Origin of the sequence: Actinophytocola sp., from assembly GCF_035942955.1 — a bacterium.
Classification (GTDB): domain Bacteria; phylum Actinomycetota; class Actinomycetes; order Mycobacteriales; family Pseudonocardiaceae; genus DASYTH01.
Genome location: NZ_DASZCQ010000238.1, coordinates 24,384 through 37,920, shown reverse-complemented (window position 1 = coordinate 37,920; position 13,537 = coordinate 24,384). Strand labels below are relative to the sequence as shown.

The following is a 13,537-nucleotide window of genomic DNA, read 5'->3' as shown; positions in this document are numbered from 1 at the left end:
GCGCAGCGTTGTGCGCGGCCGGCCCCTCCCCTCGGCCGGCGCCTGGGCGAGGCTGACGTATGCGTTGCGGCGGACTCGGAAGGGGCAACTTGTCGACCTTCAACTCGGCCGTGGCGTCAGCGGCGGTGTGAAGCTCCTGGTCAACGGGTTGGTTATCGGTATCGGCTCTCTCCCGGTCGGCACCTGGCCGAGGTTCCTGCTCGGCAGCTGTCTTCTCCCAGAGTGCACCCCGCCCGACGCGGCCCAATTCTCCAACGGAGCGAGTGGTCCTCGTGATCGCCGACCGGGCTTGCGGCTTCATCCCGGGCGATCACTGCCGTCCCGTGCACCTGCACAGACACTTTACACGTTCCGATGATGGTGCGACTCCAGAACTACCCACGGTATACCCGCCAGGCCCTCCGCCTGGGTCGTTCCCCCATTCGAGAACAGAGCTATCACACTTTCGGGACAGTTTCGCCCACATGCAGTACAAGCCCGCCGCGGACAAGTGCGAACTTGTACCGATGCATTGCTACCGTTTGCCGCGAACATCCGCCCGCTCAGCGACTACCCTCCGATCATGGTTGACAGGCCTTGATCCTAGCGGAATGAACCTCGGGCCGAGGAACTCCAGATCGACATTGCCTGGCTCTGTGCGCAAAGGACATTCGCTCTCTCGGGCACAGAGCGTCGCGACAGATGCTATTGCCATCCCATGACGACAAGGCCAGATAAGAGAAGCACGAACTCGACGAATAGATCCCACGCCCCGGCGGTGTCGCGAACGGACGAAGGGTATTCAAGGTCGATTTAAGGAGGTCGGTTTGAACACCTGCAGCGTCACCTCTGCAGGGGCCGAGGAACACACAACGCCCCCGGCTCCCCACCTATCCGGTCAACGGTGTCAAACACGATCCGAGCTGCGCATACGGCTCTTCTGTCTCCCCGGGGTTGCGGTTGCGGTGCCCGTCGAGCACCAGGCTGGGATGGCCACAATCCGACTTCCGGGACGGCCACCGATCGGATGGACCAGACCAAGCCGTTAGGCAGCGACCCGATGCTTACGTGGTCGATTCCGAGTCATGTCCCGGTTTCGGTGTTCCCAGTCCGAACCGACGGTCTGCAGTGGTCCAGCGCCTGGACGGCGCGCAGTGTGCCGGCAGAGGGTGGTTGACCTCGAAGATACCGGACGGGTGATGACCCGCGCGATCTCCTTGGCCTGCGCTGAGTTCCTCATCAAGACATGATCTTGCCACCGACGGTAGCAAGTCTCCGGGGCCGCGTCACCTAATCAGGTGAAGTTTACTCGATCGTGCGACGTGGGCAAACACTGCAACTATGCTGGTGGTCGTCGCGTAAAGATGGTTCGACCGGATTGAGGCACTGAGTTCTCACGTGTCATACATACCGTCGCCTCGTCGAGGCTCGGTGCCGACAAACGCGATTCCATCGCATTGCCCTCTGTAGGCGTTGTTGCGTGTGTAAGTGCTCTGCTGTGCGGCAGTCTCAGTTCGGGGATTGTGGAATGCATAGACGCAAGTATCGTTACCTGATCTGCAGATCCGCCGAGGTCTGCGTCGTTGACGCTATCGCCGTATCGGTCTTACTGGGCGCAGGGGGTGGCGAGTATGTGGCGGCACCGTTCGTGGCGCCGGTACCGGTGCGCCGGGAAATCTTGACTGTATTTCCAAGGTTGCAATCCATGCCCCGGTCGCCGAGGCGCGGATTGATTCGGACTCGACCGCACCAACGGCCGGCCAGGTGACTCACCCGAAGACGGATCTCGGCCCACCAACCCCGATCCCCCGGCCACCCAGTCGTGACCGGCTGGCCCTCCAGCCGGTCCACCCGTTGTGGCCCCCGCTCGCGCCGGTCACCCCGTTGGGCGGGCCACAACACCTGACGTGGCCTGCACGAGCATTGAAGGTGACCCACTCATGGTGCGCCCTGGACATCCACCACCACTGCACACCACGACCGTGATTCCGCGCTCCTTCGAGGTGTTCTACGCCGCGACGGTGCGGCAGACACTGACCCTCGCCCTGCGGAAGACCGACCAACCCGCGATCGCTCGGCGCGCCACCCAGGATGCCTATGCCGTCCTGCTCGCTCAGTGGCCTACTCGGCAATCCCGAGCCCCGCAGGACAATATCCGCTGCGTCATCACCCTGGCCGCGCAAACAGCCACCGACCTGTGTCACCGACAGGGCCGGTCCACTGCAGCCCGCACCCGTGACGACCCCGCTCAACCCGACCGCACCCAGGTCGAATCAGACTGGTTCGACATCCGAGACGGACTTCACGAACTCGTCACCTCCACCGACTTACCGTCGCCACCACTACCGGACGCACTGTCGTCAGTGTTGCTGGTCGACCACCATCCCCAGTGGAAGCAGACGATCACCGCCCGGCTCATCCGCATGGGAACCGGCACCGTCCACTCGGCCGCCACCGTGGCCCAAGCGCGAGCACAGGCACTGGCCACCGGCCCGTGCGATCTGGCGATCCTTGAGCTCGAACTTCCCGATGGCAGTGGGATCGACCTGATCACCGAACTGCGCCGCCACGGCTGGCCACGAATCGTCGTGCTCACCGCGTCCACCGACCCGGACATCGCGCAACGGGCCCTGCACGCCGGCGCCCAAGCCTACCTACGCAAACCCGCATCCCCTCCGGTCCCGACCAACAACTCCCACCCAACGGCCGCACGCGACACCGACGCCGACCGGACTCTCATACCGATCCTAGCCATCGCCACCCAGGTCGCCACCCCTGACAACAGCCCCCACCAACTGACCGCCCGGCAACTCCAGGTACTCCGACTCGTCGCCGCCGGCCAATCCAACAAACAGATCGGCCACACCCTGAACCTATCCCCACTGACAGTCAAAACCCACCTCACACACATCGGTCAAAAACTCGGCGCCCGCAACCGCGTACAAATAGTCGCACTAGCCATACGCGCCGGCGTCATCCACTAACACCACCAAACCAACGCAGACGGGCGGATAGATTGGTCGCTTGTCAATAGCAGCATCCAGTTAACTCATGTTATTGGCGTGCCGCAGAAATGTGCATCGGCGGGAACGGCGGTGACTATATCGACAGAAACCTCGTCATACGCCCAAGCCGAATTGATGGCCCGGACCTCTTTCCGACAAGGGGCCGGGGCCGTTCACTGACCGCACCCCGATCCGGATGTGATCGTCCTCGAAGCCGGCCCTCGGCTCGGGCACCCGCTTGACGCCCGCGACCGAGGGCGGCATTGGACTTGGCGTCGTTTCTCGCCTCAGCCGGTCACGGTGCAGAGCGAGCCGTCCGGAACCTGGATCGGCGGAACGGAGCCGAGGTCGGTGGTGATACCCGGGGTGCGGGTGAGTCGGACCATCGCCGGGACGCGTCGACGTTGGCCGTTCCCGATCCGGGCAGCAGGCCGATCACACCCGACCGGGCGTTGAACTGCGCGGCCGCTCCGGCCCCGCGCAGCCTCACCCAGGTCGGGGCGCAGCCGCCCGTCGCAGTTGGCCTGGAGCACCCGGGCCGTCAGCGACGTGGCGTCGGCCCGGATGCCGCTGCCGTGGCAGGATCCGCCGAGGCTGCCGTTGGCGGACTGACCGGACATGCTGAGACTGCCGCCGACCTCGACCCGCAACGTGCCGACGTCGACCTCCAGCGCCTCACCGGAGATGTGGAGTCGTCCGTCTCGCCCGTGGAGGCACTCCTACGGATCGCGCATCCGCCGGTCACCAGGCGAATACGGCCCCCGGAGAGTTCGCCGGCGAGCCCGCAGCGGACCTGAGTGGTGAAGCCATCGGCGGTGAGCGAGCATTCCACGACAACCTGGACACCCGTGGGATCGATCGCGTCGGGGCTGACCGTGCACGGACCGGATCGGCCGATGCCGACGCCGGCGCGACGGCGAGGACACCCGCGAGTACATTGGAACCACGGCCAGCATCGTGCGACGAGCTCATGTCATTCGACACGGCTGGTAGCGTTGGACATTCTGCGAATCCTCACATCTATAGCCGTGTTCTGTGTGGAGTGTGCACCGTCCACTGTGCACTTCGTAGTGCGCGGAGCAGTGTTACCGGGCCGCAGCGGGCCGTTGGAGCCCACGCGGGCATCCGGCCGGGTGGAGTCCACTGGGTCCGGTCAGCCGGGCGGATCAGGGCATGGTGGAGTGGCCAGCGGGGAGTCGGCGTGCGACGGGGTTGGGGACCGGGTGGGATTTGGTCGGGACAGTCAGGTGTCTCTCACCGGCCGCCGGGGCAGTTCCCGCACTTCGACGGGCTCCAGGTGACTGGTGTCAATGGAACCACCGTCACGTGGCAGCCGGCCGGACCTGGGAGGTGTCCTCGGTGCCGTCGCTGCTGGATTGTGTGTCGGTGGACGGGACTCCGCCGGGCATCAAGGCGATCGCCACGATCACGACAAGGGCCACCGCGCCGGTGCCGAGGTATACGGAGTGGATTGCGGGGGCCAGGACGTCGGTGGGTAGGTGTTTCGGGTCGGTGGTGTGCACGGCGACCGAGGCGTTGACGATGGCGCCGAAGACCGCAATACCGATCGCGCTGCCGACGGAGCGGGCGAAGAGGTTCGCACCGGTGACGACTCCCCGGGTCCGCCAGTCGGCGGAGGCTTGGGCCGCGACAAGCGCGGGGGCGCTGATGAACCCCAGGCCCACTCCGATCACCCAACAGCCGAGAGCAAGTTGGAACACGGAACTGGTGGGACTGACCGTGATGAGCACGACGGCTCCGGCGATGGCGAACGCCGCGCCGAGCAACGCGGTCGTGCGGAACCCGAACCGCAGATACAGCCGCCCGGACAGGGTGGCGGCGACCGGCCAGCCGAGCGTGAGGGCGGCGACGGCGAACCCGGCGACCAAGGCGCGGGCGCCGAGGACGTTCTGGGCGTACAGCGGAACGTAGGAAGTCAGGCCGATCAGCAACACACCGACGCACAGCGTCGCGGCGTTGGATCCAACGAGCACGCGCCGCCGGAAGACCCACAGCGGCAGGATCGGTTCGGCCGCGCGGCGTTCGACCAGGCCGAAGAGGATCAGCAGGAGCCCGGCCGCGGTCATGACCGTGATGCTGGTCGGCGATCCCCACGCCCAGCTCACGCCGCCGGCGAGCAGCCCCAGGATGAGCAGCGAGCCGCCGGCTGCCAGCAGCGCCGCTCCGGCGTAATCGATGGTGTAGCTGGTGCGGTTTGCGACCCGCTCGGTGAAGCCGCGCTGCAGCATGGTCATGGCCAGTACGGCTATCGGGACGTTGATGAAGAAGATCCACCGCCACGACACGTAGTCGGAGAACACCCCACCCAGGCTCGGGCCGACCACCGACGAGATCGCCCACACGCTCGCGAAGTAGCCGATCACCTTGGCCCGCTCGCTCAGGCTGTAGATGTCCGCCACGATTGTCTGCCCGATCGGCAGCACCGCTCCAGCACCCAGCCCCTGCACCGCGCGGAACACGATCAGCGACGTCATGCTCCACGCCGCCCCGCACAACACCGAGCTCGCCAGGAATATCCCGACACCAAGCAGCATCATGGGCTTGCGTCCCACGATGTCGGCGAACTTCCCGTACAACGGCACCGAGACCGACTGCGCCAGCAGATAGATCGAGAACAGCCACGGGAACTGTGCGAACCCGCCCAGGTCGGCGACCACCGAGGGCACCGCGGTCGCGAGGATCGTCGAGTCGATCGCGACCAGGCCGGTCGCCATCATCACCGACAGCAGCACCGGCCCGCGCTCGGACCGCAACCCGACACCCCGGCTAGGACCATCCGCACCCGTCACATCCCCACGAACACCGTGTACAGCGCAAACATTCCCCACCGCGCGTCTGGTCGAGACCCACCCGTTCGCCTACATAGGACTACTCATGCATCTCCCGTACGGTAGCCGAGCCGACGAGCGCACTGATCACCTCTCGAGGCTGTTTACGCATCCCGGTGCGCAAGGGCAACACCACCGTGGATGGTGACCGACGGTCAGTGGCCTGGAGGACGTCGCACAGGGTGAACTCACGTAGCTGGTTGGCCGCCCAGGTCGATGTCCCACGTGGTGAGGACCTGCCGCACTCCCTCTTCGGTCGGCGGATGCTGGGCGAGCTCCGAAAAGAATGGGAACTGCGACCAGCCATGCGGCCGGCCACCCAGCCCCAACCGGGACAATCGGCCCTTACGGTTATCGGGACCGTATAAGATGTGGCCCTCGGTCAGGGGTGGACCGTCGGTGTAGGTGCGTGGGGAGTCCCGCTCGAATGGCCCGCAGCCGAGATAGTCGCCTGCGGTCATCGCGGGTTCGGCCTGGGTCGGATCGTTGACGATGGGCGGTTCCGGGTTCACCCGCCAACAGGTTAGGAACACCCACGTGGACAATCGCGAACACCGGGTGGACTATGCAGAGCCGTTTGGCGGGTTGCGTATTGGCGCCGGCCCCAGCGTCTCTAGGCAGCGTCCGCGTGGCGGCGCCCGGTTGACCTGGAGTTCGGTCCAGGATGCAGACTTGCGGCATGGATCACAGGAGTTGGCGGAGCGGTTCGCCACGTTGACGACCGCGCACGTGGCGGACGGAGGCATCCGCGCGAAGGTTGCGGTGCGCTGTGCGCCCGCGCGAGTGCGCGCCGTCGTTCCGGGTAGCCGCCTGGCCGGGCGGGTCTGCGCGGTGCGACATGTCGGCAGCGTCGACGTCTTCCTGGAAGCGTTCGACAGCGCGGACCGCGGTGACGTGTTGGTGGTCGACAACCGCGGGCGGTGCGGCAAGGCGTGCGTCGGCGATCTCGTGGTGCTGGAGGCCAGGGCCGCGGGGCTGGGTGGGGTCGTGATCTGGGGACTGCACCGCGACACCGCCGACCTCCGAGCGATCGGGTTACCGGTGTTCAGCATGGGCGCGATCGCCACCGGTCCACTCAGCCTCGACGCCCGGCCTCCAGACGCGTTCGGATCGGCCACCGTGGGCGAGTGGACGGTGGGGCGGCAGGATATGGCGCTCGGCGGCGACGACGACGTGCTGTTCGTGCCGGTTGACCGCGCCGCGGAGATCCTGACACTGGCCGAGAGATTCGCGACACGGAGCGCGGCCAGGCCGAGCGGATCCGGGCCGGTGTCAGCCTGTGCGAGCCGGTGCGGTTCGACACCTACCTCGAGCAGCGCCGGCAGACGCCGTCTCTGACCTTCCGCGATCATCTGCGCGCCGTCCGCGGAGCCATCGAGGAATAGGGGTCACGAGCGTGACCCGTCGGCAAGCGTTACACCTGGACCGGTGAATTTCGTCCGTGCTGACCGAATTGCCGGGCCGGGTTAAATACCGATGGTGAGTGTGCCCAGGGCGGTTAGTTGTGCCACGCCCGTTGTCATGCAGGCGGTTGGGTTGGGTTGGAGTCCGCTGCCCATCGACTTGGCCGGGTCGGGGGTGAATGTGCCGGAAGTGATGGAACCCTCGGCCACGACCACGATCTCGCCGCCGATTCGGCTCACGGTTCGGTTGTAGGAGAACGTGCTCGGTTCGATCGCGGTGTTGGTCCAGCGGTACACCCGCGTGCCGCTGCCCGCGCCCAGGATACTGGTGCAGGTCGCGTTCGATGCCGTGCCCGTTTCGAAGTAGCTCCCGGTGGCGGCCGAACTGCTGGTGCAGTTGAAGAGCTGGCCGTGGACCGAGAAGGTCACAGTCTGCGGGGTGTCGGTCAGCGGAGGGCTGTAGTTGATCACTTCGGAGAGGACGCAGATTTGATCGACGGCGGCATGCGCGGTCGGGACCGCGACAAATGATCCGGCGACCGTCGCCGTGAGAAGAAGTGCGCGGAGCATCGTTCATCTCCATTCAGCTCGCGAACAATATGCGTGGCGCGCCACGTCCGATGCCGGTATCGCCGGGAACGTGGGTGCTGTTTCGGTGCGCGCCGGCCGGTGTCGGCGCCGCTCCCCCGCCCCACTCGTAGTCTCGACCGTGACGATCCATGTGGGCGCGGCGGCCGTGCCCACAGATGCGTTCCCTGGTGCACGAGTCGTGCGCTCGGCCCTGGGTAAGCGGATTGTGGTGTTGACTGCCGGCTGGCCGGTCGCGGGTGTGGGCCGAGTTGGCCGGCGCGCTGGTACTCGATCACGCCACGGCACAGGTGGCCCACCGGCTGCTGATCGAGGAGCGGGTGACGCTGCTCGTTCCGGTCCGGGCCAGCCATCCGGGCTGGCTCGCCCCCAGCCGTCCTCGACGGTCATGCGCTGTTGCGCGGCGCCCGCCGGGCACCCTGTGTGGCCTGCTGGTCGACGCGGGCCCCCTCTATGCCAGCAGCGCCAACCGCACCGATCAGCCACCCGCCGCCAGCACCGCGCAGGTTCGCGAGATGTTCGGCGCCACGGCCGGCACACTCGACCTGCCCGACCCCGCACCGGGCGCGTCCCGCAGCGCCACCACGACCGTACGCATCAACCCCGACTGCGCCCTGGACATTACCCGAACCGGCGCCCAGGACCACGCCAACGGAGGACCCGATAACTACCTGCACCTCAACTCCACCTACCTCCATCCCCTGGCTGGCCAAGCACCGATACAGCCGTCCTGACGACCCAAGAGCCGATCCGCGGGGAGTTCTCAGCGGCCTGGCGGTCGTCGGGGTTGAACGGCGACGTGATCCAGCTTCCCCTTCGACATCACCGGGAAGACCCTGGCGTTGAGATCTCGGCGGTGGGGCTTGGTCACATACACCGAACAGCGTGCATAGATGCCCGGCAGAAGCTTTGCGTTGCCCTGATCTACTCCGCCCCCACCACCGGGCTGGTGGCCGGCGCGGTCGCGGAGATCATGCGCTATGACGGCCCGGCCGACACCACCCTGCTGCGGGTGGCCACCGCGGAGGTGGAGATCGACGGCGTGCCGATCAAGCCGGGCGACGCGTGATGGCGATGACCAGCGCGGCCACTTCGACGCGGAGTACTTCCCCGAGCCGGACAGATTCGACATCACCCGCAGGCAGAACCCGCACGTGGGATTCGGCCACGGTGCCCACTTCTGTCTCGGCGCCGCGCTGGCCCGCCTGGAAGGCGAGGTCGCCCTGCGGACGCTATTCGAACGGTTCCCGTCGCTACGCCTTGCCATTCCCCCAGGACCAGGTGCACTGGCGGCCACCGCTGTCCGTTCGCGGCCCGGTGCTCTGGGACTAGGCCGCCTCCCAGTTTTCAAGGCCGTTGACATTGCATGAATTGCGCTCTTGACTGTGTTCGTTGGGTCGAGGTGGCCAATGACGAAGGCGGTGCGCCTTGGGTTTTCAACTCGGGCTCTTCTCGGCCAACACGGAATCAGGCCTGGCCATCACCACGGCCCCGGAGCGATGGTCGGCGACCTGGGAAGACAATCTTCGACTCGCCCGGCTCGCCGATGACGTAGGTATCGACTTCCTGTTGCCGGTCGCCCGGTGGACCGATTGGGGCCGGGACACCCATTTCCACCGCAGCGTTCTCGATCCGCTCGTTTGGGCCACCGGCCTGCTCGCCCACACTCGCGGCATCCGGGTGTTCAGCACCGTGCACACCGCGTTCCACCATCCGGTAGTCGCCGCCAAGCAGCTGGCCACCGCCGATCACGTCAGCTCCGGGCGGATCGGCCTGAACATCGTCGCCGGTTGGCACGCCCCGGAGTACGAGATGCTCGGTCTGTCGCTGCCGGATGACCACGACGTCCGGTACGCGCTCGCGCAGGAGTGGTGGGATGTCGTCAGCCGGATCTGGTCCAGCCAGGAACCCTTCGACCACAGTGGACGGTTCTTTCAGCTCAAGCGGGTGGTCGGCTGGCCCAAGCCGTACCACGGACACCGCATCCCGATCATCAACGCCGGTTCCTCGCCGCAGGGCCGGTCCTTCGCCGCGCGCAACGCCGATCGGGTCCTCACCGTTGTGGCCGGCCCCGAGGACGGTACGGAGGTGGTGGCCGGCATCCGCGCCGAGGCCCGCACCTACGGGCGGAACGTGGGCGTGCTCACCATCGGGCACGTGGTCTGCCGGCCTACCCGCGCCGAGGCCGAGGATTACCTTCACTACTACGCCGACGAGCACGCCGACTGGCCAGCCGTGGACGAGGTCATGCGCCTGCAGGGACTGCACGCACAATCCTTCACACCGCAGATGCTCGCCACGTTCCGGCACCGGTTCGCCGCCGGCCACGGCTCCTGTCCACTCATCGGCGCCCCGGACGACGTAGCGAACGCCATCGCCGCGTTCGCCAAAGCCGGATTCGACGGAATCGCGCTATCGTTCCTCAACTACGGCGACGAACTCGGCTACTTCGCCCAAGAAGTCATTCCCCGGTTGGACGCCCTGGGCATCAGGGACGGCCGGCGCTCGCGTTGAGGGCCCTTCCCCGGCTGGAATGCGGGGAGGGGCCTTCAACGGTCAGCCGTTCCTATCGGGTGCAGGGTGATCCGCCGGGGTGTGCGGCAGTGCCGTGCACGTCGGCCTGGGACTTGGCCAGCACGATACGCGCGAGCGGGGTTTCCAGCGCGACGGCCTGCTGGGTCACCACTCCGTTGGCGATGGTGGTGCGGTTCAGGTGCAGCGAACCGATCACGAGCGGGATCGTCAGCGGAGCCGAGCCGACCGTCACCGGGACGCCGTTGATCTTCAGCGAGGTGACGTTCGAGCTGCCAGTGAAGTCAGGCGTGAGCCCGCCTGGGCCGGTCACACACGACGCTGTGGCCTGCGACTGGATGAGCCCGAGCTCGATGTTCAGTCCGAGGGTGCTGATCGTCGTCCGGTCGACTCGCGCGGTCGACTCCGCCCGGTCGCCGGCGGCGGGTGGCAGCGACTGGTCATCCGGCGTCAGGTTGGTTCGGGCGGTCAGCGCGCTCGACGAGACGTTGATCAGGCCCGCGTTGAGGAATACCGACGCGACGGTTTTGCTGTCGTCGACACACGGCAGGTTGGCGGGGTTCGCCACGGCTGCGGTGATCCCGGCGACGTCGGCAGCGGTCGCGGTGCAGGAGAAGGTGCCGTCACGGTCGTCGTCGACGATCGTGGCGACGCCCTGGCCGTCCACGATGAACACCCCGGTGCTCGGCGCGGACAGGTTCAGCGTGAACGTCTCGTTCGGCTCGTCCACCGCGTCCTGGACGACCGGGACCGGTACCGGCTTGCTCGTCTCACCAGGGGCGAACGTGACGGTGGTGGTGGGGATGGCCGTGTAGTCGGCCGGTGCGGTCGCGGTCGCGTTGGCCGTCGCGACGTTCACGGTGACCGGTGTCGGGCTCGGGCCGCCCAGCAGCGTGACGGTGAACACCGCGTTCCCGGCGCCCTCGTCGACCGTGACGTCGTTGACCGACAGGCCGCGGACGTGCACCGTCGTGTGCTCGACGAAGCCCTGCGAGACACCGTCGACCAGGTAGTCCACGGTGCAGTGGTACTCACCCGGCGCCGTGCCGTTCGCGACGGTGATCGTCTCGGTGAAGGTCGCCGTGTCGCCGCTTGCCACCGTGGCGCTGGCCGGCGAGTTGGTCACGCTCAGCTGCAGGTCACAGCTGGTCACCGTAGGGGTGACCGTAGATTGGACCGCCTGGATGCCCTCGAGGATCGCCTGCGCCACCTGGTCGTCGGCCGCGTTCAGCAGGACACCGCCGGTCGCGTTGACGATCGCGGTCGCCTGCCCGGCCTCGTTCTCCGCGGTGTCCAGCGCGTCGGCGTCGAGGCCGGGCTGGCCGAAGCTGCCGTCGCCGACGTTCACTGCGACCACCCGGATCTCCGCATCCACCAGCGCGTCGATGGTCTGTGCCAGTGTGCGGCCGTTGCTCGGGTTGTGCGACGGCGCGTCACCGAACCACGCGACGATCTTCGTGCCGCCCGTCCGGAAGTTCACCGCACCGCTGGCCAGCTCAAACAGCGCGTTGATCGCGGACTCCGGGAGGTCCCCACCTTCGTTAGCCGCCCACTGGTCGATCCCGGCTTGCACCGCCGCGGTGTCGGCCGTGATGTCCTGCTCGACCCGGAACAGGTAGCTGTCCCCCTCGTCGCGGTACGAGCTGACACCGAACTGCGCGGTCGGCTGGGCGGCGAGCACGGCGCCGGTCACCGCGCCCGCATTGTTCTGCACGTTGCCGATCGCCGGGATCATGCTGCCGGTCGTGTCGGCGAGCAGGACTACGTCCGGGTTCGGCGGAATCTCCGCGGTCGTGACGTTCTTGGTGACCGTGGTGCTCTGCCCCGGCAACAACGTGATGTCTACAGTGGACGGATCGACGCCGGGTGGCGCGGCCAGAGCCGCCATGCCGGGCAGGAGCAGTGCACCTACGGTCGCGACCGTGATCAGACTGAGTCTTCGGATCATTGTCTTCCTTTCGGGATGAACCGACACCACTTGGAGAGAGGTGACCTCGGCCGGGGCGAATACCGGCGTCACCCGGATGCCGGAGCATCAGTGCCCCAACGGGCAGAAAATGAGGACCGGATCTTCAACCGACCGGCCATACGGTCGTACCGCTGTGTGAGCGTGGGCGGGCGGTAGAAGGCGCCGCTGTCCGCAGCCGGAGAAAGACAAAGGCGTCTTCGGCCAGGTCGGCTCCCAGCGCCTTAGCCCGAACCTTGACCCGCTCCCGGAGATCGCCCAGGACCAGCACGGTCTCCGGATCGAGGGCGACCCGGCGCTGCTGGTGGGTCTTCGTCGGGCCTTCCACCCAGCCCTTCTTCTTGCTCTTCTTGATCGCCCGAGCGATCCACGTTGTCTCCTCGCCGGGGGCGAAGTCGATGTCGTTCCACCGCAACGCGCACAGCTCACCCCGGCGGGCACCGGTCGTCATCGCGACCCAGATCAGCGCACCCCAGTCTGGGTCCCGCCACGCCTCGTTGATGATCACGGCGGCCTGCTGGGCCGTGGGCGGCTTCGGGCTCGGCGGCGGCTGGCGGCTTGGCATCGCCCATCGGGTTGTCGGTCACCCACTTCCACCGCTTGGGCCCCGTTGTACGCACCGGACGGCAAGAAGTGGATGTGCCGGATCGTTCGTGCGTCAAGCCCCGACACTCGTGCGGGACGCACGGATGGTCACACTCGTGCGGGATTGTCGTTCGGTGCTGGACGAACGCGCGCCCGTCGCAGTGGTCACGGCAGCGCTTCAGCTCCCGGTAGAACGAGTCGAGCACGTCCACGTCGAGCCGGTGGACCTTGACCGTTCCGACGATCGGGTTGACGTGGTGATGCACGTAGCTCTGCAACGACTCGAGGAAGCTGTCCGACCCTTCCCACTCACCCAGATAGCGCTCCAGCATTTGGGCCACGGTGGCATCGGTCGTCGGATGCCCGCCGTCCTCGACCTGCCGCACGAGCTTGTCGCGGATCCCCTCGGCTTGAGTCCAGGCGTTGGGCCCGGCCGGGACCGTTTCGGTCAGGTACCGCTTGGCGCCGCTGACCTTGTCCACGCCCGCGTACACGCGGACGCGCAGCGACCCACTCTTGAGCGTCTCGATGCTCCCTATTGGACGCTTACGCCTCCGGGAGCCTCCCCTCGTTCCCCTATTGCGAAAGTACGTCTTCCGGCCATGGATGCCACGCATGATGCCACGCGAT

The 13,537-nt window shown here is 66.9% G+C and carries 11 protein-coding genes and 2 pseudogenes; 6 read left to right on the top strand and 7 right to left on the bottom strand.

All coding sequences use genetic code 11. The features are described from left to right. Window positions 1–2,402 precede the first annotated feature (2,402 nt). A complete protein-coding gene (locus tag VGX25_RS24680; RefSeq protein ID WP_326920273.1) occupies window positions 2,403–2,963 on the top strand; it encodes a response regulator transcription factor in 561 nt (186 codons plus the stop codon). 308 nt (window positions 2,964–3,271) lie between these two features. Here VGX25_RS24680 and VGX25_RS24675 read toward each other — a convergent pair whose 3' ends face one another. The 3 genes from VGX25_RS24675 to VGX25_RS24665 form a co-directional block, all read right to left on the bottom strand. Further along, window positions 3,272–3,604 (bottom strand): hypothetical protein, encoded by a 333-nt coding sequence (locus VGX25_RS24675; RefSeq protein ID WP_326920268.1) that lies wholly within the window; start codon window positions 3,602–3,604, stop codon window positions 3,272–3,274. Between the two features lie 702 nt (window positions 3,605–4,306). Beyond that, window positions 4,307–5,758 (bottom strand): MDR family MFS transporter, encoded by a 1,452-nt coding sequence (locus VGX25_RS24670; RefSeq protein ID WP_326920267.1) that lies wholly within the window; start codon window positions 5,756–5,758, stop codon window positions 4,307–4,309. 263 nt (window positions 5,759–6,021) lie between these two features. Next, window positions 6,022–6,345 (bottom strand): hypothetical protein, encoded by a 324-nt coding sequence (locus VGX25_RS24665; protein ID WP_326920266.1) that lies wholly within the window; start codon window positions 6,343–6,345, stop codon window positions 6,022–6,024. 160 nt (window positions 6,346–6,505) lie between these two features. Here VGX25_RS24665 and VGX25_RS24660 point away from each other — a divergent pair. Then, a pseudogene (locus VGX25_RS24660) lies at window positions 6,506–7,218 on the top strand (RraA family protein). 81 nt (window positions 7,219–7,299) lie between these two features. Here VGX25_RS24660 and VGX25_RS24655 read toward each other — a convergent pair. Further along, a complete protein-coding gene (locus VGX25_RS24655; protein ID WP_326920265.1) occupies window positions 7,300–7,806 on the bottom strand; it encodes a hypothetical protein in 507 nt (168 codons plus the stop codon). 269 nt (window positions 7,807–8,075) lie between these two features. On the opposite strand from VGX25_RS24655, the gene VGX25_RS24650 reads away from it, so the two are divergent. The 4 genes and pseudogenes from VGX25_RS24650 to VGX25_RS24635 all read left to right on the top strand — a co-directional run bounded on the left by VGX25_RS24650 (window position 8,076) and on the right by VGX25_RS24635 (window position 10,338). Further along, window positions 8,076–8,558: a hypothetical protein gene (locus VGX25_RS24650; RefSeq protein ID WP_326920264.1), complete on the top strand. Its 483-nt coding sequence runs from the start codon at window positions 8,076–8,078 to the stop codon at window positions 8,556–8,558. Window positions 8,559–8,611: 53 nt separating this feature from the next. Continuing rightward, window positions 8,612–8,893 carry a hypothetical protein gene (locus tag VGX25_RS24645; RefSeq protein ID WP_326920263.1) on the top strand — a complete coding sequence of 94 codons (282 nt, stop codon included), beginning with the start codon at window positions 8,612–8,614 and terminating at the stop codon, window positions 8,891–8,893. Window positions 8,894–8,924: 31 nt separating this feature from the next. Then, a pseudogene (locus tag VGX25_RS24640) lies at window positions 8,925–9,194 on the top strand (cytochrome P450); the annotation flags it as partial. Window positions 9,195–9,252: 58 nt separating this feature from the next. Next, entirely contained in the window at window positions 9,253–10,338 is a 1,086-nt protein-coding gene (locus VGX25_RS24635; RefSeq protein ID WP_326920262.1) for an LLM class flavin-dependent oxidoreductase, read from the top strand. Between the two features lie 52 nt (window positions 10,339–10,390). Here VGX25_RS24635 and VGX25_RS24630 read toward each other — a convergent pair whose 3' ends face one another. The 3 genes from VGX25_RS24630 to VGX25_RS24620 form a co-directional block, all read right to left on the bottom strand. Beyond that, window positions 10,391–12,304 carry a Calx-beta domain-containing protein gene (locus VGX25_RS24630; protein WP_326920261.1) on the bottom strand — a complete coding sequence of 638 codons (1,914 nt, stop codon included), beginning with the start codon at window positions 12,302–12,304 and terminating at the stop codon, window positions 10,391–10,393. A 124-nt stretch (window positions 12,305–12,428) separates the two neighbouring features. Beyond that, complete coding sequence (locus VGX25_RS24625) at window positions 12,429–12,773, bottom strand: hypothetical protein (RefSeq protein WP_326920260.1); 345 nt, start codon at window positions 12,771–12,773, stop codon at window positions 12,429–12,431. Further along, on the bottom strand, window positions 12,748–13,389 hold the full coding sequence (locus VGX25_RS24620; RefSeq protein ID WP_326920259.1) for a hypothetical protein: 642 nt from the start codon (window positions 13,387–13,389) through the stop codon (window positions 12,748–12,750). The genes VGX25_RS24625 and VGX25_RS24620 overlap by 26 nt, the downstream gene beginning before the upstream one ends. Window positions 13,390–13,537: the final 148 nt, after the last annotated feature.

Excerpts from the sequence above, each read along its gene's own strand:
- VGX25_RS24680 (WP_326920273.1), top strand. The coding sequence starts at position 2,403 with ATGGGAACCGGCACCGTCCACTCGGCCGCCACCGTGGCCCAAGCGCGA.
- VGX25_RS24675 (WP_326920268.1), bottom strand. The coding sequence starts at position 3,604 with ATGTCCGGTCAGTCCGCCAACGGCAGCCTCGGCGGATCCTGCCACGGC.
- VGX25_RS24655 (WP_326920265.1), bottom strand. The coding sequence starts at position 7,806 with ATGCTCCGCGCACTTCTTCTCACGGCGACGGTCGCCGGATCATTTGTC.
- VGX25_RS24630 (WP_326920261.1), bottom strand. The coding sequence starts at position 12,304 with ATGATCCGAAGACTCAGTCTGATCACGGTCGCGACCGTAGGTGCACTG.
- VGX25_RS24625 (WP_326920260.1), bottom strand. The coding sequence starts at position 12,773 with ATGACGACCGGTGCCCGCCGGGGTGAGCTGTGCGCGTTGCGGTGGAAC.